The sequence below is a fragment of the Serratia sp. 22278 genome (genome assembly GCF_052045405.1).
GTDB classification, from domain to species: Bacteria; Pseudomonadota; Gammaproteobacteria; order Enterobacterales; family Enterobacteriaceae; genus Serratia; species Serratia marcescens.
The window spans coordinates 162,886-184,359 of record NZ_JBQEOW010000007.1; the positions used below are offsets into that span (position 1 = coordinate 162,886).

At 61.1% G+C, this 21,474-nt stretch carries 21 protein-coding genes; 12 read left to right on the top strand and 9 right to left on the bottom strand.

What is annotated here, in order from left to right; genetic code table 11:
- Positions 1-61 precede the first annotated feature (61 nt).
- From murC to lpxC, 6 genes are all read left to right on the top strand, one after another.
- The gene (gene murC, locus ACTJJ6_RS14950) at positions 62-1,537 is read left to right on the top strand and encodes a UDP-N-acetylmuramate--L-alanine ligase (protein WP_028127852.1); all 1,476 of its coding nucleotides are present in this window, start codon (positions 62-64) and stop codon (positions 1,535-1,537) included.
- Positions 1,530-2,450, top strand: coding sequence for a D-alanine--D-alanine ligase (locus tag ACTJJ6_RS14955; protein WP_049300164.1), 921 nt, complete (start codon positions 1,530-1,532; stop codon positions 2,448-2,450). Before murC ends, ACTJJ6_RS14955 begins: the two co-directional genes overlap by 8 nt.
- A gap of 1 nt (position 2,451) precedes the next feature.
- On the top strand, positions 2,452-3,303 hold the full coding sequence (gene ftsQ, locus ACTJJ6_RS14960) for a cell division protein FtsQ (protein ID WP_004932761.1): 852 nt from the start codon (positions 2,452-2,454) through the stop codon (positions 3,301-3,303).
- On the top strand, positions 3,300-4,556 hold the full coding sequence (gene ftsA, locus ACTJJ6_RS14965; protein WP_197817664.1) for a cell division protein FtsA: 1,257 nt from the start codon (positions 3,300-3,302) through the stop codon (positions 4,554-4,556). Before ftsQ ends, ftsA begins: the two co-directional genes overlap by 4 nt.
- Before the next feature lie 74 nt (positions 4,557-4,630).
- Positions 4,631-5,785 (top strand): cell division protein FtsZ, encoded by a 1,155-nt coding sequence (ftsZ, locus tag ACTJJ6_RS14970; protein ID WP_004932757.1) that lies wholly within the window; start codon positions 4,631-4,633, stop codon positions 5,783-5,785.
- A 103-nt stretch (positions 5,786-5,888) separates the two neighbouring features.
- A complete protein-coding gene (lpxC, locus tag ACTJJ6_RS14975) occupies positions 5,889-6,806 on the top strand; it encodes a UDP-3-O-acyl-N-acetylglucosamine deacetylase (protein ID WP_004932754.1) in 918 nt (305 codons plus the stop codon).
- Between the two features lie 99 nt (positions 6,807-6,905).
- On the opposite strand, the gene ACTJJ6_RS14980 is transcribed toward lpxC, so the two are convergent.
- Complete coding sequence (locus ACTJJ6_RS14980) at positions 6,906-7,421, bottom strand: DUF721 domain-containing protein (protein WP_004932751.1); 516 nt, start codon at positions 7,419-7,421, stop codon at positions 6,906-6,908.
- 26 nt (positions 7,422-7,447) lie between these two features.
- On the opposite strand from ACTJJ6_RS14980, the gene secM reads away from it, so the two are divergent.
- From secM to mutT, 3 genes are all read left to right on the top strand, one after another.
- Positions 7,448-7,978 (top strand): secA translation cis-regulator SecM, encoded by a 531-nt coding sequence (gene secM, locus ACTJJ6_RS14985; protein ID WP_033641259.1) that lies wholly within the window; start codon positions 7,448-7,450, stop codon positions 7,976-7,978.
- A gap of 82 nt (positions 7,979-8,060) precedes the next feature.
- A complete protein-coding gene (secA, locus tag ACTJJ6_RS14990) occupies positions 8,061-10,769 on the top strand; it encodes a preprotein translocase subunit SecA (protein ID WP_033641260.1) in 2,709 nt (902 codons plus the stop codon).
- Between the two features lie 81 nt (positions 10,770-10,850).
- The gene (mutT, locus tag ACTJJ6_RS14995) at positions 10,851-11,255 is read left to right on the top strand and encodes an 8-oxo-dGTP diphosphatase MutT (RefSeq protein ID WP_028127851.1); all 405 of its coding nucleotides are present in this window, start codon (positions 10,851-10,853) and stop codon (positions 11,253-11,255) included.
- Between the two features lie 39 nt (positions 11,256-11,294).
- Here mutT and yacG read toward each other — a convergent pair whose 3' ends face one another.
- From yacG to coaE, 3 genes are read right to left on the bottom strand one after another with little or no spacing between them, the layout of a single operon-like run.
- On the bottom strand, positions 11,295-11,486 hold the full coding sequence (gene yacG, locus ACTJJ6_RS15000) for a DNA gyrase inhibitor YacG (protein ID WP_004932737.1): 192 nt from the start codon (positions 11,484-11,486) through the stop codon (positions 11,295-11,297).
- A 51-nt stretch (positions 11,487-11,537) separates the two neighbouring features.
- Positions 11,538-12,290, bottom strand: coding sequence for a cell division protein ZapD (gene zapD / locus ACTJJ6_RS15005; RefSeq protein ID WP_016929080.1), 753 nt, complete (start codon positions 12,288-12,290; stop codon positions 11,538-11,540).
- A 5-nt stretch (positions 12,291-12,295) separates the two neighbouring features.
- Positions 12,296-12,910 carry a dephospho-CoA kinase gene (coaE, locus tag ACTJJ6_RS15010; RefSeq protein WP_079451066.1) on the bottom strand — a complete coding sequence of 205 codons (615 nt, stop codon included), beginning with the start codon at positions 12,908-12,910 and terminating at the stop codon, positions 12,296-12,298.
- A 362-nt stretch (positions 12,911-13,272) separates the two neighbouring features.
- Here coaE and ACTJJ6_RS15015 point away from each other — a divergent pair, with 362 nt between their 5' ends.
- Positions 13,273-14,316: a GMP reductase gene (locus ACTJJ6_RS15015; protein ID WP_033641262.1), complete on the top strand. Its 1,044-nt coding sequence runs from the start codon at positions 13,273-13,275 to the stop codon at positions 14,314-14,316.
- Between the two features lie 52 nt (positions 14,317-14,368).
- Here the strand turns inward: ACTJJ6_RS15015 and hofC are convergent, their stop codons facing one another.
- From hofC to nadC, 4 genes are all read right to left on the bottom strand, one after another.
- Positions 14,369-15,568, bottom strand: a complete 1,200-nt coding sequence (gene hofC / locus ACTJJ6_RS15020; RefSeq protein ID WP_239044244.1) for a protein transport protein HofC — start codon at positions 15,566-15,568, stop codon at positions 14,369-14,371.
- Positions 15,565-17,007 (bottom strand): type II secretion system protein GspE, encoded by a 1,443-nt coding sequence (gene gspE / locus ACTJJ6_RS15025; RefSeq protein ID WP_049300174.1) that lies wholly within the window; start codon positions 17,005-17,007, stop codon positions 15,565-15,567. The genes hofC and gspE overlap by 4 nt, the downstream gene beginning before the upstream one ends.
- Before the next feature lie 5 nt (positions 17,008-17,012).
- Positions 17,013-17,450 carry a prepilin peptidase-dependent pilin gene (gene ppdD, locus ACTJJ6_RS15030; RefSeq protein ID WP_016929075.1) on the bottom strand — a complete coding sequence of 146 codons (438 nt, stop codon included), beginning with the start codon at positions 17,448-17,450 and terminating at the stop codon, positions 17,013-17,015.
- Positions 17,451-17,639: 189 nt separating this feature from the next.
- The gene (gene nadC, locus ACTJJ6_RS15035) at positions 17,640-18,530 is read right to left on the bottom strand and encodes a carboxylating nicotinate-nucleotide diphosphorylase (protein WP_049300176.1); all 891 of its coding nucleotides are present in this window, start codon (positions 18,528-18,530) and stop codon (positions 17,640-17,642) included.
- A gap of 84 nt (positions 18,531-18,614) precedes the next feature.
- Between nadC and ampD the strand changes: the two genes are divergently transcribed.
- Positions 18,615-19,211, top strand: coding sequence for a 1,6-anhydro-N-acetylmuramyl-L-alanine amidase AmpD (ampD, locus tag ACTJJ6_RS15040; RefSeq protein WP_049300177.1), 597 nt, complete (start codon positions 18,615-18,617; stop codon positions 19,209-19,211).
- Complete coding sequence (gene ampE, locus ACTJJ6_RS15045) at positions 19,211-20,065, top strand: beta-lactamase regulator AmpE (RefSeq protein WP_004932714.1); 855 nt, start codon at positions 19,211-19,213, stop codon at positions 20,063-20,065. The genes ampD and ampE overlap by 1 nt, the downstream gene beginning before the upstream one ends.
- Positions 20,066-20,126: 61 nt before the next feature.
- Here the strand turns inward: ampE and hemL are convergent, their stop codons facing one another.
- Entirely contained in the window at positions 20,127-21,416 is a 1,290-nt protein-coding gene (gene hemL, locus ACTJJ6_RS15050; RefSeq protein ID WP_015376661.1) for a glutamate-1-semialdehyde 2,1-aminomutase, read from the bottom strand.
- Positions 21,417-21,474: the final 58 nt, after the last annotated feature.

A 21,474-nucleotide genomic window follows, 5' to 3' on the forward strand; every position in this document is an offset into this window, starting at 1 on the left:
GAACCTGAATAAAAGCAATGTGATGTAGGGCCGGGGTACCGGATCCGGATTAGAGAGAGTGATGAATACACAACAACTGGCGAAACTACGTACTATCGTGCCCGAGATGCGTCGCGTCCGGCACATTCACTTTGTCGGCATCGGTGGTGCCGGCATGGGTGGTATCGCCGAAGTGTTGGCAAACGAAGGATATCAGATCAGCGGCTCCGACCTGGCGCCGAATCCGGTGACCCAACAGTTGAGCGCGCTCGGGGCGACGATTTACTTCAATCACCGTCCGGAAAACGTGCTGGATGCGAGCGTGGTGGTGGTGTCTACCGCCATCTCCGCCGACAACCCGGAGATCGTCGCCGCTCGTGAAGCGCGCATCCCGGTGATCCGCCGCGCTGAAATGCTGGCGGAGCTGATGCGTTTTCGCCACGGCATTGCTATCGCCGGCACGCACGGCAAAACCACCACCACGGCGATGGTCTCGAGCATTTATGCCGAAGCCCGCCTGGACCCGACCTTCGTCAATGGCGGGCTGGTGAAGGCGGCAGGCACCCACGCGCGACTGGGGTCCAGCCGTTATCTGATCGCGGAAGCGGATGAGAGCGATGCGTCGTTCCTGCACCTGCAGCCGATGGTGGCCGTGGTCACCAACATCGAAGCCGACCATATGGACACTTACCAGGGCGACTTCGAGAACCTGAAGCAGACGTTTATCAATTTCTTGCACAACCTGCCGTTCTACGGCCGTGCGGTGATGTGCATCGACGATCCGGTAGTGCGCGAGCTGTTGCCGCGCGTGGGTCGCCATATCACCACTTATGGCTTCAGTGAAGATGCTGATGTGCGCATCGAAGACTACCGGCAGATTGGGCCGCAGGGGCACTTTACCCTGAGCCGTCAGGACAAGCCGTTGCTGACGGTGACGCTGAACGCACCGGGCCGCCACAATGCGTTGAACGCGGCGGCGGCGGTAGCGGTAGCGACCGAAGAAGGCATCGACGACGAAGATATCCTGCGCGCGCTGGCGGGTTTCCAGGGGACCGGGCGTCGCTTCGATTTCCTCGGCGAGTTCCCGCTGGAGCCGGTCAACGGCAAAGCGGGCAGCGCGATGCTGGTGGACGACTACGGCCACCATCCGACCGAAGTGGACGCCACGCTGAAGGCGGCGCGCGCCGGTTGGCCGGACAAGCGTCTGGTGATGATCTTCCAGCCGCACCGCTACACGCGTACTCGCGATCTGTACGACGATTTCGCCAACGTGCTGTCGCAGGTGGATGTGCTGCTGATGCTCGACGTGTACGCCGCCGGCGAAGCGCCGATCCCGGGCGCGGACAGCCGCTCGCTGTGCCGCACCATCCGTAGCCGCGGCAAGCTGGATCCGATCCTGGTTTCCGATGCCGATAGCGTGCCGGAAACGCTGGCGCAGCTGCTGCAGGATGAAGACCTGGTGCTGGTGCAGGGCGCTGGTAACGTGGGCAAAATCGCCCGTAAACTGGCCGAGCTGAAGCTGCAGCCGCCGAAGAAAGAGGAGGAGCACCATGGCTGATAAAGTTGCAGTTCTGCTGGGCGGCACCTCCGCTGAACGTGACGTTTCTCTGCAATCCGGCGCCGCGGTACTGGCCGGGTTGCGCGAAGCCGGTATCGATGCGCACGGCGTCGATACCCGCGATTTCCCGGTGACCCAGCTGAAAGAGCAGGGGTTCACCAAAGTGTTTATCGCGCTGCACGGCCGCGGCGGCGAGGATGGCACCCTGCAGGGGCTCCTGGAGTTCCTCGAGCTGCCTTATACCGGCAGCGGCGTGATGGCCTCGGCGCTGACCATGGACAAATGGCGCACCAAGATGGTGTGGCAGTCGATGGGCTTGCCGGTGGCGCCTTACGTGGCGTTGAATCGCCAACTGTACTTCGGCACCGAAAAAGCGGCGCTGCTGGCGCGCGTGGCGGATCTCGGTCTGCCGCTGATCGTCAAGCCAAGCCGTGAAGGCTCCAGCGTCGGCATGAGCAAGGTCACCGAGAGCGCTGCGTTGGAAGCGGCGTTGGAAGAAGCCTTCCGCCATGACGACGATGTGCTGGTGGAGAAGTGGTTGAGCGGGCCGGAATACACCGTGGCAATGCTGGGCGACCAGGTGCTGCCGTCGATCCGCATCCAGCCAGCCGGTGTGTTTTACGACTACCAGGCCAAGTACATTTCGGACGATACGCAGTACTTCTGCCCGAGCGGTTTGAGCGCCGAGCAGGAAGCCGAGATGGCGGCATTGGCGCTGCGCGCCTACCGCGGTCTGGACTGCAGCGGCTGGGGCCGCGTCGACGTAATGCAAGACAGCGATGGCAGCTTCTATCTGCTTGAGGTGAACACCTCTCCGGGCATGACCAGTCATAGCCTGGTGCCGATGGCAGCGCGCCAGTTTGGATTAAGCTTCTCGCAGCTAGTGGCGAGAATTTTGGAGTTGGCCGACTGATATGTCGCAAGCTGCCCTGAATGCGCGCGATCGCGAGGTGGATAACGGCCCGCGCCGCAGCAATGGAACCCAGTTGGCGGGAATGATTTTCCTGCTGATGGTGTTGGGAACGGTCGTGTGGAGCGGTTGGGCGGTGCTTGGCTGGATGAAAGACGCCAGTCGCCTGCCGCTCTCAAGGCTGGTGGTGACCGGCGAACGCCACTACACCACTAACGATGATATTCGTCAGGCGATCCTGGCGCTGGGCGCACCCGGCACCTTTATGACGCAGGATGTGGACGTCATCCAGCAGCAGATCGAACGTCTGCCGTGGATCAAGCAGGCCAGCGTGCGCAAACAATGGCCGGATGAGCTGAAGATCCATCTGGTGGAGTACGTCCCGGTGGCGCGCTGGAACGATTTGCACATGGTGGACGCCGAGGGCAAAGCGTTCAGCGTGCCGGCGGAGCGGGCGGGCAAGCAGAAGTTGCCGCTGCTCTACGGGCCGGAAGGGAGCGAGCAGGATGTGCTGGAGGGCTATCGGGCGATGAGCGCCACGTTGGCGGCCAGCAAATATACGCTGAAAATGGCGGCGATGACCGCGCGCCATTCCTGGCAGCTGGCGCTGGACAACGATGTTCGGCTTGAGCTGGGGCGCGATGACCGCAACGGGCGTTTGCAGCGGTTTATCGAGCTTTACCCGGTATTGCAACAGCAGGGCCAGGCGGAGAGCAAGCGTGTCAGCTATGTCGATCTGCGCTACGAGTCCGGCGCTTCGGTAGGGTGGGCTCCGGTGTTGGTCGATCCGCAGGCGCTTGGCGGTCAGCAAAACAGTAATCAGCAACAGAATCAGGCACAGGCAAAACAACAATGATCAAGTCGACGGACAGAAAACTGGTAGTTGGACTGGAGATCGGTACTGCAAAAGTCTCCGCGTTGGTAGGGGAAGTTCTGCCCGATGGCATGGTCAACATTATCGGGGTGGGCAGCTGCCCGTCTCGCGGCATGGATAAGGGCGGCGTAAACGACCTGGAGTCGGTGGTGAAGTGCGTACAGCGCGCCATCGATCAGGCCGAGCTGATGGCGGACTGCCAGATCTCGTCAGTGTATCTGGCGCTGTCGGGCAAGCACATCAGCTGCCAGAACGAAATCGGTATGGTGCCGATCTCGGAAGAGGAAGTGACGCAGGACGACGTGGAGAACGTGGTGCACACCGCCAAATCGGTGCGCGTGCGCGACGAACACCGCATCCTGCATGTGATTCCTCAGGAATACGCCATCGATTATCAGGAAGGCATCAAAAACCCGGTTGGGCTGTCCGGCGTGCGCATGCAGGCCAAGGTGCATCTGATTACCTGCCATAACGATATGGCGAAGAACATCGTCAAGGCCGTGGAACGTTGCGGCCTGAAAGTTGACCAACTTATTTTCGCCGGTCTGGCCGCGAGCTACGCGGTGCTGACCGAAGATGAACGCGAACTCGGCGTTTGCGTGGTGGATATCGGTGGCGGCACCATGGATATGGCGGTGTACACCGGCGGCGCGCTGCGCCACACCAAAGTGATCCCTTACGCCGGGAACGTGGTCACCAGCGACATCGCTTACGCCTTTGGCACGCCGCCGACCGACGCGGAAGCGATTAAAGTTCGACACGGTTGTGCGCTTGGGTCGATTGTTAGCAAGGATGAGAATGTAGAGGTGCCTAGCGTTGGGGGACGTCCCCCACGCAGTCTGCAAAGACAGACGCTGGCTGAAGTCATTGAGCCACGCTACACCGAACTGTTGAATCTGGTTAACGATGAAATTTTGCAATTGCAGGAGCAACTGCGTCAGCAAGGGGTGAAGCATCATCTGGCGGCAGGTATCGTGCTGACCGGTGGCGCCGCCCAGATTGATGGCCTGGCAGCCTGTGCGCAACGGGTGTTCCACACCCAGGTACGCATCGGCCAACCCTTGAACATCACGGGTCTGACGGATTATGCGCAGGAGCCTTACTACTCGACGGCGGTAGGTCTGCTGCACTATGGAAAAGAGTCTCACCTGAACGGTGAGACGGAAGTAGAAAAACGCGCCTCGGTGGGCAATTGGTTTAAACGCATCAATAGCTGGCTGAGAAAAGAGTTTTAATGTTTCAACAAAGAGATCATGCTGAGTAATCTTTTTATGATCTCGCAGCGACAGGCACAAAACGGAGAGAAACTATGTTTGAACCAATGGAACTAACCAATGACGCGGTGATTAAAGTCATCGGCGTCGGCGGCGGCGGTGGCAACGCCGTTGAACACATGGTGCGCGAGCGCATCGAAGGTGTTGAATTCTTCGCTGTGAACACGGACGCCCAGGCGCTCCGCAAAACGGCGGTTGGCCAAACCATCCAGATTGGTAGCGGTATTACCAAAGGTCTGGGTGCGGGCGCGAACCCTGAGGTGGGTCGCAATTCAGCGGAAGAAGACCGCGAAGCCCTGCGCGCAGCGCTGGACGGCGCAGACATGGTCTTCATCGCAGCCGGCATGGGCGGCGGTACCGGTACCGGTGCGGCGCCAGTGGTGGCTGAAGTGGCTAAAGATTTGGGTATTCTGACCGTGGCCGTGGTGACCAAGCCTTTCAACTTCGAAGGCAAGAAGCGCATGGCATTCGCGGAGCAGGGTATCGCTGAGCTGTCCAAACACGTGGACTCGCTGATCACCATCCCGAACGACAAGCTGTTGAAAGTGCTGGGGCGCGGGATCTCTCTGCTGGACGCGTTCGGTGCGGCCAACGACGTGTTGAAAGGCGCGGTGCAGGGTATCGCCGAGCTGATCACCCGTCCGGGCCTGATGAACGTCGACTTCGCCGACGTGCGCACCGTGATGTCCGAAATGGGCTACGCGATGATGGGTTCCGGCGTGGCTTGCGGTGAAGACCGTGCCGAAGAAGCGGCCGAAATGGCGATCTCCAGCCCGCTGCTGGAAGACATCGACCTGTCCGGCGCGCGCGGCGTGCTGGTCAACATTACCGCTGGCTTCGATCTGCGTCTGGATGAGTTCGAAACCGTGGGTAACACCATCCGTGCGTTCGCTTCCGACAACGCTACCGTGGTTATCGGTACCTCGCTGGATCCGGAAATGAACGACGAACTGCGCGTAACCGTGGTTGCAACCGGTATCGGTATGGACAAGCGTCCAGAAATCACTCTGGTGACCAATAAGCAGGCCAGCCAGCCAGTGATGGATCACCGTTATCAGCAGCACGGCATGTCGCCTCTGCCGCAGGAAGTGAAACCTGCCGCCAAGGTGGTCAACGACCAAGCTGCGCAGCCGAATAAAGAGCCCGACTATCTTGATATTCCAGCCTTCCTGCGTAAACAGGCAGACTAAGAATATCCTGAGAATTTGGAATCTCCGCTCTTTGTGCTAAACTGTCCCGCCGGCCATGCTGTATGCTTGGCTGGTAGGATGGATAACATTGCGAGATAAAACGATGATCAAACAAAGGACATTAAAACGTATTGTTCAGGCGACTGGCGTCGGTTTGCATACCGGCAAGAAAGTCACGCTGACAATGCGCCCAGCGCCGGCTAATACCGGGGTCATCTATCGTCGCACTGACTTGAATCCACCGGTTGATTTTCCGGCTGATGCAAAATCCGTGCGTGATACCATGCTCTGTACTTGCCTGGTGAATGAGCATGACGTGCGTATTTCGACCGTTGAGCACCTCAACGCCGCGCTGGCTGGGCTGGGCATCGACAACATCGTCATTGAAGTCGACGCCGCTGAAATCCCAATCATGGACGGCAGCGCCAGTCCGTTCGTGTTCTTGCTGCTGGATGCCGGCATCGAAGAGCTGAACTCGGCGAAGAAATTCCTGCGTCTGAAAGAGACCGTACGCGTTGAAGACGGCGACAAATGGGCCGAGCTGTCCCCGCACAACGGGTTCCGCCTGGACTTCACCATCGACTTCAACCACCCGGCTATCGACGCCAGCTCTCAGCGCTACCGTCTTGATTTCTCGGCTGAGTCGTTCGTGCGTCAAATCAGCCGTGCGCGCACCTTCGGGTTCATGCGCGACATTGAATACCTGCAGTCCCGCGGCCTGGCCCTGGGCGGCAGCTTCGATTGCGCCATCGTGGTAGATGACTATCGCGTGCTGAACGAAGACGGTCTGCGTTTCGAAGACGAATTCGTACGTCACAAAATGCTGGACGCCATCGGCGACCTGTTCATGTGCGGCCACAACATCATTGGCGCATTCACCGCGTTCAAGTCTGGCCACGCGCTGAACAACAAACTGCTGCAGGCCGTACTGGCCAAGCAGGAAGCGTGGGAATACGTGACCTTCCAGGACGAAGCCGAAATGCCGTTGGCATTCAAGGCGCCGTCTACCGTATTGGCGTAAGGTCCGAATTCCTCGCCTGCGAATAACGGCAGGCGCATCCCCTGAGAGCCTGATCATTCAGGCTCATGATGCCGGCTGTTTTGCAGTTTGTGTCGCTGATTACTTATCACGACTGGTTGTGTTGGTACCCTCTCCGGCCAATGCAGCCAGCCGTTCCAATATCTTGCGCAGTTTCTCCGGGCTACGGCTCGCCAACCCTCTCAGCTCTTCCGCACTTTCCAGACTCAAATGCCGCATCGGCACGGGTTTTTCCGGCGCTTTCTCTGCGTTTTGCACCTGGTTGCTGCCTTTCGCCATCAAGGCCGGATTAATCCTGATGTCGATCGACGACAATGATGGTAGAATTTGCGCTCGTAGTGCAGACAGCAAAGCGGGTTGTTCGTAGCGCAAGCGCATCATCCAACTGGCATTTGCCGTTTCGAGCACTAAAATACCCTGTCGGAAATTCGCGACGCGGCACCAGGGATGCAGGGGAGCGGGCAACAGGCCCTTCACTGCACGGTTAAGCTTGAGCAGCGCCACCGCGCGTTGCTGGACGTTATGCAGCGGCCCTTTGCTGCCGGCAGACGCGTCGTCGAACAGGACATCTAATAATTGTGGACGGCTATCGCGCATAATGGGCTCCGGCGGATTATAAACTCGTGATCGGTATTCTAAATCGTTGGCGACAATTTGGCAGACGTTATTTCTGGCCCCATCTCCTGTTAGGGATGGTTGCGGCCACGCTTGGCGCGTCTTCCAATTTGTCCGGCGCCCCCGATCAGGCCGCACTGCCGAATACGTCGTCCAGCCTTAACCGGCAAAATTCGGCCAATGGCACGTTCAACAGCCTGGCCCTGCTGCAGGACGCGCATCGCCGTCCTACCTTCAGCGTAGATTATTGGCAGCAACATGCGCTGCGCACCGTCATTCGTCACCTCTCTTTCGCGCTGGCGCCGCAGGCGGTTTATGCGCGGGTGCAGGAGAGCGAAGCCGAAGCGGAACCCCCTTTGCAGGTAGCGCAACTGGCGCTGCTGTCTACCCTCAACGCGCTGCTGACGCACGAGCCGAAACCGCCGACCATCATTCGCCACACTCACCTTGAGGTGCTGCCCACGCTGGCGCGCCACCAGACCGGCCTGTGGGTGGCGCAGGTGCAGGGCATTCGCGCCGGGCCCGCCGCCCTCGTCTGATCTCGCCCTTCGGGCACAAAAACCATAAATAATAGCAAGTTGACTGCCGTGTTCGGCGGTCATGACAGAGATATCAAACATCATGTTAGTGAAATTATTAACCAAAGTTTTTGGCAGCCGTAACGATCGTACCCTGCGCCGCATGCGCAAAGTGGTTGAGCAGATCAACCGCATGGAACCGGACATGGAAAAACTGTCCGATGACGAGCTGAAAGCGAAAACCAACGAGTTCCGCGCACGCCTGGAGAAAGGCGAGTCGCTGGACAGCCTGATCCCTGAAGCCTTCGCCGTGGTGCGCGAGGCGAGCAAGCGCGTGTTCGGCATGCGTCACTTCGACGTGCAGCTGCTGGGCGGCATGGTGCTGAACGACCGCTGCATCGCCGAGATGCGCACCGGTGAAGGTAAAACCCTGACCGCGACGCTGCCGGCCTACCTGAACGCCCTGAGCGGCCGCGGCGTGCACGTCGTGACCGTCAACGACTATCTGGCGCAGCGTGATGCCGAAAACAACCGTCCGCTGTTCGAGTTCCTCGGCCTGAGCATCGGCATCAACCTGCCGGGCATGCCGGCGCCGGCCAAGCGCGAAGCTTACGCCGCCGACATCACCTACGGCACCAACAACGAATACGGCTTCGACTACCTGCGCGACAACATGGCGTTCAGCCCGGAAGAGCGCGTGCAGCGCAAACTGCACTATGCGCTGGTGGATGAGGTGGACTCCATCCTGATCGATGAAGCGCGTACGCCGCTGATCATCTCCGGCCCGGCCGAAGACAGCTCTGAGATGTACATCAAGGTCAACAAGCTGATCCCTAAACTGATCCGCCAGGAAAAAGAAGACTCCGACACCTTCAAGGGTGAAGGGCACTTCTCGGTGGACGAGAAGGCGCGTCAGGTCCACCTGACCGAACGCGGTCTGATCCTGATCGAAGAGATGCTGGTGGACGCCGGCATCATGGATGAAGGCGAATCGCTGTACTCGCCGACCAACATCATGCTGATGCACCACGTTACCGCCGCGCTGCGCGCCCACGTGCTGTTCACCCGCGACGTGGACTACATCGTGAAAGATGGTGAAGTGATCATCGTCGATGAACACACCGGCCGTACCATGCAGGGCCGCCGTTGGTCCGACGGTCTGCACCAGGCGGTGGAAGCCAAAGAAGGCGTGGAGATCCAGAACGAGAACCAGACGCTGGCTTCGATCACCTTCCAGAATTACTTCCGTCTGTACGAGAAGCTGGCCGGGATGACCGGTACCGCCGATACCGAAGCCTTCGAATTCAGCTCGATCTACAAGCTGGACACGATCGTGGTGCCAACCAACCGTCCGATGATCCGTAAGGATATGCCGGATCTGGTGTACATGACCGAGAAAGAGAAGATCGGCGCCATCATTGAAGATATCCGCGAGCGTACCGCCAAAGGCCAACCGGTGCTGGTGGGTACCATCTCAATCGAGAAATCCGAAGTGGTGTCCCGTGAGCTGACCAAAGCGGGCATCGACCACAAGGTGCTGAACGCCAAATTCCACGCCATGGAAGCGGACATCGTCGCCCAGGCCGGCCAAAGCGGTGCGGTGACCATCGCTACCAACATGGCGGGCCGTGGTACCGACATCGTGCTGGGCGGCAGCTGGCAGGCCGAAGTGGCGCTGCTGGAAGAACCGACCGAAGAGCAGATCGAAGCTATCAAAGCCGCCTGGAAAGAGCGCCACGACGCGGTGCTGGCGGCGGGCGGCCTGCATATTATCGGCACCGAGCGCCATGAATCGCGCCGTATCGATAACCAGCTGCGCGGCCGTTCCGGTCGTCAGGGCGACGCCGGTTCATCCCGCTTCTACCTGTCGATGGAAGATGCCCTGATGCGTATCTTCGCCTCGGATCGCGTGTCCGGCATGATGCGTAAACTGGGTATGAAAGAAGGCGAAGCGATTGAGCACCCGTGGGTGACCAAGGCGATCGCCAATGCTCAGCGCAAGGTAGAGAGCCGCAACTTCGACATCCGTAAGCAGCTGCTGGAATACGACGACGTCGCCAACGATCAGCGCCGCGCCATCTACAGCCAACGCAACGAATTGCTGGACGTGTCCGACGTGAGCGAAACCATCGCCAGCATCCGCGAGGACGTGTTCAAGAGCACCATCGACAACTACATCACGCCGCAGTCGCTGGAAGAAGAGTGGGACATTCAGGGGCTGGAAGAGCGCCTGAAGAACGACTTCGATCTGGAGATGCCGATCGCCCAGTGGCTGGACAAAGAGCCGGAGCTGCACGAAGAGACGCTGCGCGAACGCATTCTGGAGAACGCCAAAGAGCAGTATCAGCGTAAGGAAGAAGTGGTCGGCAGCGAGATGATGCGCAACTTCGAGAAGGGCGTGATGCTGCAGACGCTGGATTCTCTGTGGAAAGAGCATCTGGCGGCGATGGACTACCTGCGCCAGGGTATCCACCTGCGCGGTTACGCGCAGAAGGATCCGAAGCAGGAGTACAAGCGTGAATCCTTCAACATGTTCGCCACCATGCTGGAATCGCTGAAATATGAAGTGATCAGCGTGCTGAGCAAGGTACAGGTGCGGATGCCGGAAGAGGTGGAAGCGCTGGAACAGCAGCGCCGTGAAGAGGCCGAGCGTCTGGCGCAGCAGCAACAGCTGAGCCACCACGACGAGAACGCGCTGGCGACTGAAGATCCGAATGCGCCGGCGACCGCCGAGCGTAAAGTGGGCCGCAACGATCCTTGCCCATGCGGTTCCGGCAAGAAATACAAGCAGTGCCACGGTCGCCTGCAGTAATGCCGGCCGCGGTTGACCGATAACACCCAGGGGTTCAGCTTGCTGAGCCCCTGTTTTTTTGACACCCATCAGGAGGGTGAGATGAAACATCTGAATATCGCCGTGGGCATCATCCGTAATGCTCAGCGGGAAATTTTTATTACCCGCCGCGCCGCTGACGCGCACATGGCCGGATTCTGGGAGTTTCCCGGCGGCAAGATCGAACAGGGTGAAACGCCGGAACAGGCGTTGAGCCGCGAGCTGCGGGAAGAGACCGGTATCGAAGCCGAACGCGCCGAACTGCTGGAGGTGGTGGAGCACCGCTTCAGCGATCGTATCGTGACGCTGAATTTTTATCTGGTAGAAGCCTGGGCGGGTGAGCCGTTCGGCCGTGAGGGGCAACCGATGCGCTGGGTAAAACAGGCGGATCTGCGTGAAGACGAGTTCCCGGAAGCCAATGTCGGCATTATTCAATTGCTGGTGGCGCAGGCGAACGCCGCGCAATAACCAGTTTGGCCTGGCGTCCGCCAGGCCAATAGCGGGCGATCAGCGATCGTCCATTTCACTCCAGTCTTCGCTTTCCGACAGATCGCTGTTGCTCGGAATGCGCTTCTCTTCATCGGCCCACTCGCCGAGATCGATCAGCTGGCAGCGTTTGCTGCAAAACGGCCGGAATGGGCTGACTTCACCCCAAACCACGCCGGTGCCACAGGTTGGGCATTTTACTACGGTCGTCATAACGGTTCCTTACGCCTTCTGTCAGTGCTGAGAAGGCTTTCTTTCACAAGTTCAACAACAGGCCAGTTCGAACGTCAGGCGTTCAGGCACCGCGCCATTTTCGCTATCCAGCGGCAGGAAACGAATGGCATAGCGCGTCTTATGGCCGGAAATCTGCGGATAAAGCTGCGGTGCCAGATGGAGGCGCAAGCGCAGCAGATCCGCCCCTTCGGCGTTGTCCTGGAAAAAACCGTTCAGACTGATTTGATTGCGGAACGGCCCGGATTGGCGGATCAGATCCAACACCATGATCAGCGCCTGGTTCAGCGGATCCAGCGACTGCAGCCAGGCGGCGACGTCGGCATCGCGATCCTGCTGCGGCGCGTGCATCCACATGTGCAGGGTCGGCAGATCAAAGCTGCAGCAGCCGCCGGGAATATTCAGACGCTGGCGCACCAGGCCGATCAGCCGGTCTTCGCGCAGCGCCTGGCCGAGGCGCGGCGCCGCCATCAGCGCCGATGAGCGCGACTTCAGCTGGCCACGCAGCTGGTCGATCAGCGCCATATCCACGCCCGGCACATCGGCCCAGGCCAACAGTTTCTGCTGCTGGCGTTCCAACTCTTTGAGCAGTTCGGTGCGTACTTCGCCGCGCTCCAGCACGTCCAGCAAATCGGAGACGGTGCGAAAGAAGGTGAGGGCGATGGCGGTCTCGCTCAGGGCGCGTTGGCCGTGCAGCTGTTGCAGCAGGAATTCGATGCGCAGCCAGGTGCGCATTTTTTCGTTCAGCGGGTGTTCAAAGAGAACGGTTGGGGAAACATCACTCATGCAGTTTAATCCTGTTGGGGCGCTGTTGCCGCCAGTTCAAGGTAGCGACGATGCAGTGCGGCGACCTGTGGCTCTATCCCCTGAGCGGCGCCGCTGTTGTCAATAATGTCATCCGCCACGGCGAGGCGCTGCTGGCGCGTGGCCTGGGCGGCGAGAATGCTCTGCGCTTGCTCACGGCTGACGCCGTCGCGCGCGATGGTGCGAGCCAGCTGGGTTTCGGCGTCGACGTCGATCACCAGCACCCGATCGGCGCGATCCTGCAGACCGTTTTCCACCAGCAGCGGCACCACCCACAGCGCGTACGGGCTGGTGGCCTGCGCCAGTTGGCGCTGGGTTTCACGGTGTATCAGCGGGTGCAGCAGCTGGTTCAGCCAGGTTTTGTCATCGGGATGGCTGAAGATGCGCTGACGCAGCGCAGCGCGGTTCAACGCGCCGTCCGGCAGCAACATTTCATTACCAAATCTTTCGGCGATCGCGGCCAAGGCAGGGGTGCCCGGCTCGACGACCTGACGGGCGATCACGTCGGCGTCGACAAGGGTTGCGCCGTGGCGCGCAAAGGCGTTCGCGACGGTCGTCTTGCCGCTGCCTATGCCCCCGGTCAACGCAACAATGTAGGCCATGGTGTTAGGTGCATCCGATGTTCATAAAAAAATAATAGTCGAATCATAAAGCGATCGCGCAGAAGTGCAAGTCGGCAGGCGGCGCTTGCGCATCGGCACCGATCGGGTGGCAAGAAAAAACGCAGCGGCACGGCAAAAATGAGCGGGCAATCACACTGCGATTATGCAGGTAAATTTGTCAGATTGTAGCGTAAATAAAGGCGAATTCGCAGTCTTGTTCGGCGATTATTAGCGCGTATTATAACGTCACTGGAACTGGCATTAATCTCGCCGCCGTCTTTTTGCGCCACTGGAAAGCCGCCGGGCAGAGGTTCGAATATCCTCCTTGCGATCCGTCGCCATTAACCAGGAAATCATAAGTCATGCGTATTGAAGAAGATTTGAAGTTGGGCTTTAAAGACGTGTTGATCCGCCCTAAGCGCTCCACGCTGAAAAGCCGCTCCGAGGTTGAACTGGAACGTCAGTTTGCCTTCAAGCATTCAGGTTGCAGCTGGTCCGGCGTGCCGATTATCGCGGCCAACATGGACACGGTGGGCACCTTCCGCATGGCCGAGGCCCTGGCTTCTTTCGACGTTCTCACCGCCGTACACAAACATTACAGCGTCGAGCAATGGGCTGACTTCGTGCAGCGCATGCCGGAATCGGTGCTGCGCCACGTGATGGTTTCCACCGGCACCTCCGAAGCCGACTTCGCCAAAATGCAGCAGATCCTGGCCCTGTCTCCGGCGCTGAAATTCATCTGTATCGACGTGGCCAACGGCTACTCTGAACACTTTGTCGCCTTCCTGCAGAAAGCGCGCGAAGCCTGCCCGGATCACGTCATCTGCGCAGGTAACGTGGTCACCGGCGAGATGGTGGAAGAGTTGATCCTCTCCGGCGCCGACATCGTTAAAGTTGGCATCGGCCCGGGGTCGGTATGCACCACCCGCGTGAAGACCGGCGTGGGCTACCCGCAGCTGTCGGCGGTGATCGAATGCGCCGACGCGGCCCATGGGTTGGGCGGCCAAATCGTCAGCGACGGCGGCTGCTCGGTGCCGGGCGATGTCGCCAAAGCCTTCGGCGGCGGCGCGGACTTCGTGATGCTGGGCGGCATGCTGGCCGGCCACGACGAGTGCGAAGGCACCGTGGTGGAAGAGAACGGCGAGAAGTTCATGCTGTTCTACGGCATGAGCTCCGAGTCGGCGATGAAGCGCCACGTCGGTGGCGTAGCGGAGTATCGCGCGGCCGAAGGGAAAACCGTCAAGCTGCCGCTGCGGGGCGAGGTGGAGTTTACCGTGCGCGATATCCTCGGCGGCCTGCGTTCCGCCTGCACCTACGTCGGCGCCGAGCGTCTGAAAGAGCTGACCAAGCGCACCACCTTTATCCGCGTGGCGGAGCAGGAAAACCGCGTCTTCGGCAGCAAATAAGCCGCAGCTTGCATTCGGGCGCCGCGCACCGCGTCGCCCGCTATCCTCTTCTTTATCCCAGCACGCTGCCCAGTTGAAAGATAGGCAGATACATGGCGATCACCAAAGCGCCGACAATCCCGCCCACCACCAGCATCAGCAGCGGCTCCAGCGTTTGCGCCAGCGTATCGGCCAGCTCGTGCGTCTGCCGTTCATACCACTGCGCCAACTTATCCAGCAAGGCGTCCAGCGAACCGGACTCCTCGCCCACCCGCACCAGCTGCCGGCACAGTGGCGGAAACAGCGGTTGCAGACTCAGGGCCTGATGAAACGCTTCGCCTTCGGCGATCTGCCGTTGCACCTGCTCCAGCGCCTGCCGGTACAGCAGATGATCCGCCGCCAGCGCCGCCGCGTTCAAGCCTTCCACCAGCGTCAGCCCCGCGCGTTGGGTCATGGTCAGGATACGAAACGTTTGGCTCAGCGCGCCGCCGTTCACCAGCCGGGCAATCAGCGGCAGGCGCAGCAAGGCGGCCTGTTCGCGTTGGCGCCACGGAGGGCGCGGATGCAACCAGCGGAAGTAGCCGAACAGCGACGCGCCGAGCAGCAGCGCCAAATAGGGGCCAACGGCGATCAGCAGCGCGGACAGCCCCAATAACCCTTGGGTAAACCAAGGCAGCGGCGCATCGAACGACTGATAAACCTTGGCAAATTCCGGCAGCACCATCACCAGCATCAGCACGCTGACCAGCAGCGCCACCGCACAGATGAAAAGGGGATACCGCAGCGCTTTGGTCACTTTGCGGCGCAGCAGGTGCTGAGCCTCCTGCTGTTGCGCCAACTGCAGGCAGCAGCGATCGAGGTTGCCGGTCAGTTCGCCGATGGCGATCAGTTGGCGATAGATCGGTGGAAAAACGCCTGGTTGCGCGGCAAGGCTTTCGGAGAGCGGCTGCCCTTCGCGCACCTGTTCTGCCAACAGGCGCAACAGGCAACGCCAGGCTGCCGAAGGGTGCTCTGCCGCCAGAAGCTGCAGCGTATTGACCAGCGGCAGCCCGGCCTGCAACAAGGTAGCGAGCTGGCGGGTGAAGTGGATTAAGGGTTCTCCGCGCCATTGGCCGGGCGTGACGCGTTTGCCGTGCCCGATCCGCCAAGGTTGCAGGCCTTGTTCGATCAGCAACCTGCTCACCTGCCGCTTTTCATCGCTCATCAGTTCGCCGCTGCGTAAGGCGCCCTGAGCGTCGAAGGCCTGCCACAGAAACAACCGGCGCGCTTTCATGGCGTGGTTACGCCGAGCCGGACGACGTCGATGACGCGGTACAGTTCTTCCAGCGAGGTCGTGCCTTCGGCGGCCAGCGCCAGACCCGCCTGCAGCAGCGAAAGCTGCCCCTGTTCGCGGGCGATATCCGCCAGCAGACTGGGAGCGGCGTTCGCCAGCAATGCTGCCTGAATTTCCGGCGTAATGGCCAACAGTTCATACACGCCGATGCGCCCATAGTAGCCGCCGAAGCAGTGCTCGCAGCCGTCGGCACGCCAGGCGGTCAGCGGTTCCGGCCAGATCGCGGTGGGAAAATGCGTCGGCTGGCTGTGCGGGTAGCGGCAGTGGCGACACAGCCTGCGCACCAGCCGCTGGGCGACGACCAGCTTCAGGCAGCCGGCGAGCAGGTAGCCGGGGATACCCATGTGCATCAGCCGCGTCAGGGTCTCGCCGGTGGAGTTGGTATGCAGCGTCGACAGCACCAGGTGGCCGGTTTGCGCGGCCTTGACCGCGATCTCGGCGGTTTCCGCATCGCGGATCTCGCCGATCATGATGACGTCCGGATCCTGGCGCAGCAGGGCGCGCAGCACTCGGGCGAAGCTCAGCTCGGTTTTGGCGTTGATCTGGGTCTGATTAACGCCGAACAGCGGGATCTCGACCGGATCCTCGACGCTGCACAGGTTGCTCTGCGCATCGTTCAACTGGCGCAGACCGCTGTACAGCGTCACCGTCTTGCCGCTGCCGGTCGGGCCGGTCACCAGGATCAAACCTTGCGGGCAGGTTAACGCCGCCGCGTAGCGCGCCAGATCCGCCCGGCTCATGCCCAGTTGGTCCAGCGGCAGCTCTTGCTGCTCGCCCTGCTGAACGCGCAGCACCACTTTTTCGCCGTGTAGCGTCGGCAGAGTGGCGATACGCATGGCATAGCGCGCGCTGTCCAGCGTCAGGCTGAGCTGCCCGTCCTGAGGCTGACGGCGCTCGGCGATATCCAGCTGCCCGAGGATCTTCAGCCGGGCGATGAGGCGCGCGGCCAGCTGCGGCGGCGGTGAGGCGAGGGTTTGCAGCACGCCGTCGATGCGCAGACGAATGCGAAAATGCTGCCGAAAGGGCTCGAAGTGGATGTCCGAGGCGCGGCGCTGAATAGCCAGGCGCAGCGTCTGGTTGATGAACTGTACCACCGGCGCATCGCCGTCGTCGGGGTAGGCGATGTCGGTCGTGTCCTCTTCGGCCGTCAATGGCGCCGGGAGCGGCTCGTGGTGCTGGTTCAGCGCCATCTCCAGCCTGGCCGCCGGCCATTGTTCCAAATGGATGCGCTTGCCGGTGGCGAAACGCAGCGCCGCCAGCAGCCCCTGCGGCGCTTCTTCGCTGAGCGCGACCGTCAGGGTGGTCGGGTCTTCGCTCAGCGCCAGCGCCTGATAGCGCCGGCACAGGGCGTGAACCTCTTCGCTGATTTGCGCATTCATCGCCGTTACTCCGCCGCGTTGTCGAAGCGGAAGACTTCCTGGCACACCTCAACCAGCGTCGCGTTTTCGCTGCTGCACAGCCGGGTCCAGCGGGTCAGTCCATCGGCGTTCGACTTGGGGGTTAATGCCACCGCCAGGCCCTGCAGCGTTTGGCTGCCGGTCAGCGTGATCACGCCTTTGACGACTTTCACCCCGCTGACATAGCGCGACGTGCCGCCGGTGGGAATGCCTTTGCTGCCGGCCTCGCAGCCGGCGGGCGTGCCTTCGTCCAGCACGCACAGCTCGACCGCCATTTTATACGGCGCCATGGTTTGCAGCATGTCGGTCATCGCCGCTTTCTGGATGTAGCGCTGGTAGGCGGGAATGCCGATGGCGCTGAGGATGGCGATGATGGCGATCACCACCATCAGTTCTATCAGGGTAAAGCCGCGTTGCGTTTCCATGCGTTGTTTCCTCCATTGGGGTGTGGAAGACAACGGTAGCGGCTTGCTCGGGGGCACGGCGAGGGGCTTTTACGCGTTTCTCGGCGCGCCTCCATCAGTAATGATGTGGTTTGCAGCGGTGAAAAAAACGGTGAGAGGGGGTTCGCAATTTTACGGTGACGCCCCCGGCGGCGGCCGGGGGCGAGGGGATCATTTGAAGCGCATCGACAGATCGAGTGCAGTGATGTGCTTGGTCAGCGCGCCGACCGAAATGTAATCCACGCCGGTGTTGGCGAAGGTGCGCAGCGTCTCACTGGTGACGTTGCCGGACACTTCCAGCTGGGCGCGGCCCTGGGTTTGGGCGACCGCCTGACGCATCATCTCGACGCTGAAGTTGTCCAGCATGATGATGTCGGCGCCGGCATCCAGCGCCTGCTGCAGTTCATCGAGCGATTCGACTTCCACTTCCACCGGCACGTCGGCGTGCAGCCAGAAGGCTTTTTCCACTGCGTTTTTGATCGAGCCGGAGGCGATGATGTGGTTTTCCTTGATCAGGAAGGCATCGGACAGCCCCAGCCGGTGGTTGCTCCCGCCCCCGCACAGCACGGCGTATTTCAGCGCGGTGCGCAGGCCGGGCAAGGTTTTGCGGGTATCGAGCAGGCGAGTCCGGGTCCCTTCCAGCAGGGCCACGTAGCGGCTGACCTCGGTCGCCACGCCGGAGAGCGTCTGCACGAAGTTCAGCGCGGTGCGCTCGCCGGTCAGCATCACCCGCGCCGGGCCGCGCAGCCGGCAGAGCGGTTGGTTCGGCGTCAGACGGTCGCCGTCCGCCACCAGCCACTCCACCTGCACCTGATTGCCCAACTGAATAAAGACTTCGTTCAGCCAGCGGCGGCCACAGAACACGCCGGCTTCGCGGGTGATGACGGTGGCTTCGGCCTGTTTGTCTGCCGGTAACAATTGCGCGGTAATATCGCGCCCGGCGTCGACTTCCCCCCCCAGGTCTTCGCGCAGCGCCTGGGCGACGGCATAGGGAATATCACTTTCAATTCGTTCAAGAAGCTCGGTGCGGCGACTGTCGGCACTGTAGCGGCGTGTCGGCATGGAAAACTCCGAAATGGACGGTTAGATCGTAGGGGAACATGCTACTCTGTTGCAGGAATAAGTACCACCGCAGAGAGGTGTCTGATGCAGTTGGAAAATGGCTGGATTGTCGGGGTGACGCGAGTGCTCTCGCCGCACTGCGATCGGCGCCCGGATGACGAGCCGCCCTCGCTGTTGGTCATCCACAACATCAGCTTGCCGCCCGGCGAATTCGGTGGCCCCTATATCGACCAGCTGTTCACCGGCACGCTCGACCCTGCGCAGCACCCTTATTTCGCCGATATCCATCAGCTGCGGGTGTCGGCGCATTGCCTGATTCGCCGCGGCGGAGAGATCGTGCAGTATGTGCCCTTCGACCAACGCGCCTGGCACGCGGGCGTTTCCCTGTATCAGGGGCGCGATCGGTGCAATGATTTCTCCATCGGCATCGAGCTGGAAGGGACTGACCAGTTGCCCTACACCGAGGCGCAATATCGCACGCTGCAGGCGGTCACCGTGCTGCTGGCCGAACATTACCCACCGCTGGCGGCCAATATCGCCGGGCATTGCGATATCGCCCCCGGCCGCAAGACCGATCCCGGGCCGGCGTTCGATTGGGATCGCTATCTGGCATCTCTGGAACAACGCGGCGCGCCCGCCGACGCTATGCTTGAGACAAGAAAAAGGGAGAGGAATCGCTAATGACGCTGTTTACGCTGTTGCTGGTTTTGGCCTGGGAACGCCTGTTCAAGCTGGGAGAGCACTGGCAGCTGGATCATCGCCTCGAAGTGGTATTTCAGCGGCTGCATCGGGTTTCGCTGGCGCAGACACTGGCGATGACCGCCGCCTGGATGGTGATCGTCTGGGGCGTTCTGTGGCTGTCGCACGGGCTGTTCTTCGGCGTGGTGACGCTGCTGCTGTGGATCGTCATCGATCTGCTGTGTGTCGGCGCCGGCATCAAGCGCAAACACTACCGCGCCTACCTGAAAGCGGCGCGGCAGGGGGATATCCACGCCAGCGATCAGATGGCGGAAGAGCTGGCGTTGATCCACGGCTTGCCGGTGGACTGCAGCGAAGAGCTGCGCCTGCGCGAGCTGCAAAACGCGCTGCTATGGATTAACTTCCGTTATTACCTGGCGCCGCTGTTCTGGTTCGTGGTCTTTGGGCCGTACGGGCCGATCGCGCTGGCGGGGTATGCCTTCCTGCGCGCCTATCAAACCTGGCTGGCGCGCCACAATACGCCGCTGGAGCGTTCGCAATCGGGCATCGATCACCTGTTGAACTGGCTGGACTGGATCCCGGTGCGTTTGGCCGGGGTGGCCTATGCGCTGTTCGGCCACGGCGAACGCGCGTTGCCGGCCTGGTTCGCCTCGCTGGGGGATCGGCATTCGTCGTCGTATCAGGTGCTGACGCGGCTGGCCCAGTTCTCGCTGGCGCGCGATCCGCATATGGATCCGGTGCAAACGCCGCGGGCGGCGGTGACGCTGGCGCGCAAGGTGACGATGATCATCGTGGTGGTGGTGGCGCTGTTGACCATTTACGGCACGCTGCTTTAAGCCGCTGAGAAAAACAAAACGGGCGCCGAGGCGCCCGTTTTGTTTGGCCATTCGGCCGGGATTACAGCTTGGCGAAGCAGCGACGTGCGGCGTCGATGGTGCGCTGGATGTCTTCCTTGCTGTGCGCCACGGACATGAAGCCCGCTTCGAAGGCGGACGGCGCCAGATACACCCCTTCTTCCAGCATCAGGTGGAAGAAACGCTTGAAGCGTTCCACGTCGCACTGCATCACGTCCTGGTAGCAGGTGACCGCCGGCGCGTCGGTGAAGAACAGGCCGAACATGCCGCCAACGTTGTTGACCACCAGCGGAATATTCTCCTCCTGCGCCGCGTGCAGCAGGCCAGCGGCCAGCATCTCGGTCAGTTCGGTCAGCGTCTGGTGCACGCCGACCTGTGAGACTTCGGTCAAACAAGCGTAGCCCGCCGCCATGGCGATCGGGTTGCCGGACAGGGTGCCGGCCTGGTAGACCGGGCCGGTGGGCGCCAGCGCGTCCATCACCTCGCGACGGCCGCCGAAGGCGCCCACCGGCATGCCGCCGCCGATGATTTTGCCGAGGCAGGTCAGATCCGGTTCGACGCCGTAATAGGATTGCGCGCCGGCCAGCGCGACGCGGAAGCCGGTCATCACTTCGTCGATGATCAAGAGCGCGCCGTACTTGTCGCACAGGGCGCGCAGGCCCGGCAGGAATTCTGGCAGCGGCGGCACGCAGTTCATGTTGCCGGCGACCGGCTCGACGATAATACAGGCGATCTCGGACGGGTACTGTTCGAAGGCGGCGCGCACCGAATCCAGATCGTTATAGGTGCAGGTCAGAGTGTGCTTGGCGAAGTCGGCCGGCACGCCCGGTGAGTTCGGCTGGCCGAGGGTCAGCGCGCCGGAGCCGGCTTTCACCAGCAGGCAGTCGGCGTGGCCGTGATAGCAGCCTTCGAACTTGATGATTTTATCGCGGTTGGTGTAGCCGCGCGCCAGGCGGATGGCGCTCATGGTGGCTTCGGTGCCCGAGTTCACCATGCGCACCATATCCATCGTCGGCACCAGCTCGGTGACCAGCTGCGCCATTTTGACTTCCATCTCGGTCGGCGCGCCGAAGCTCAGGCCGCGCTGCGCCGCTTCGATCACCGCGTCGCGGATCGCCGGGTGGTTATGCCCCAGCACCATCGGCCCCCAGGAACCGACATAGTCGATATAGGCCTTGCCGTCGGCATCGAACAGGTAAGCCCCGTCTGCCCGCTCGATAAACAGCGGCACACCGCCCACGCCGGTGAATGCACGCACCGGAGAGTTTACCCCGCCGGGGATCAACTGTTGCGCCTGGGCGTACAGACTTTCGGACTTGCTGTGTAGGCTCATAAATCGGCTCCTGGATTCTCTTTTGAATGATTTGACCGCGCTATTCTAGAGGAGAGCG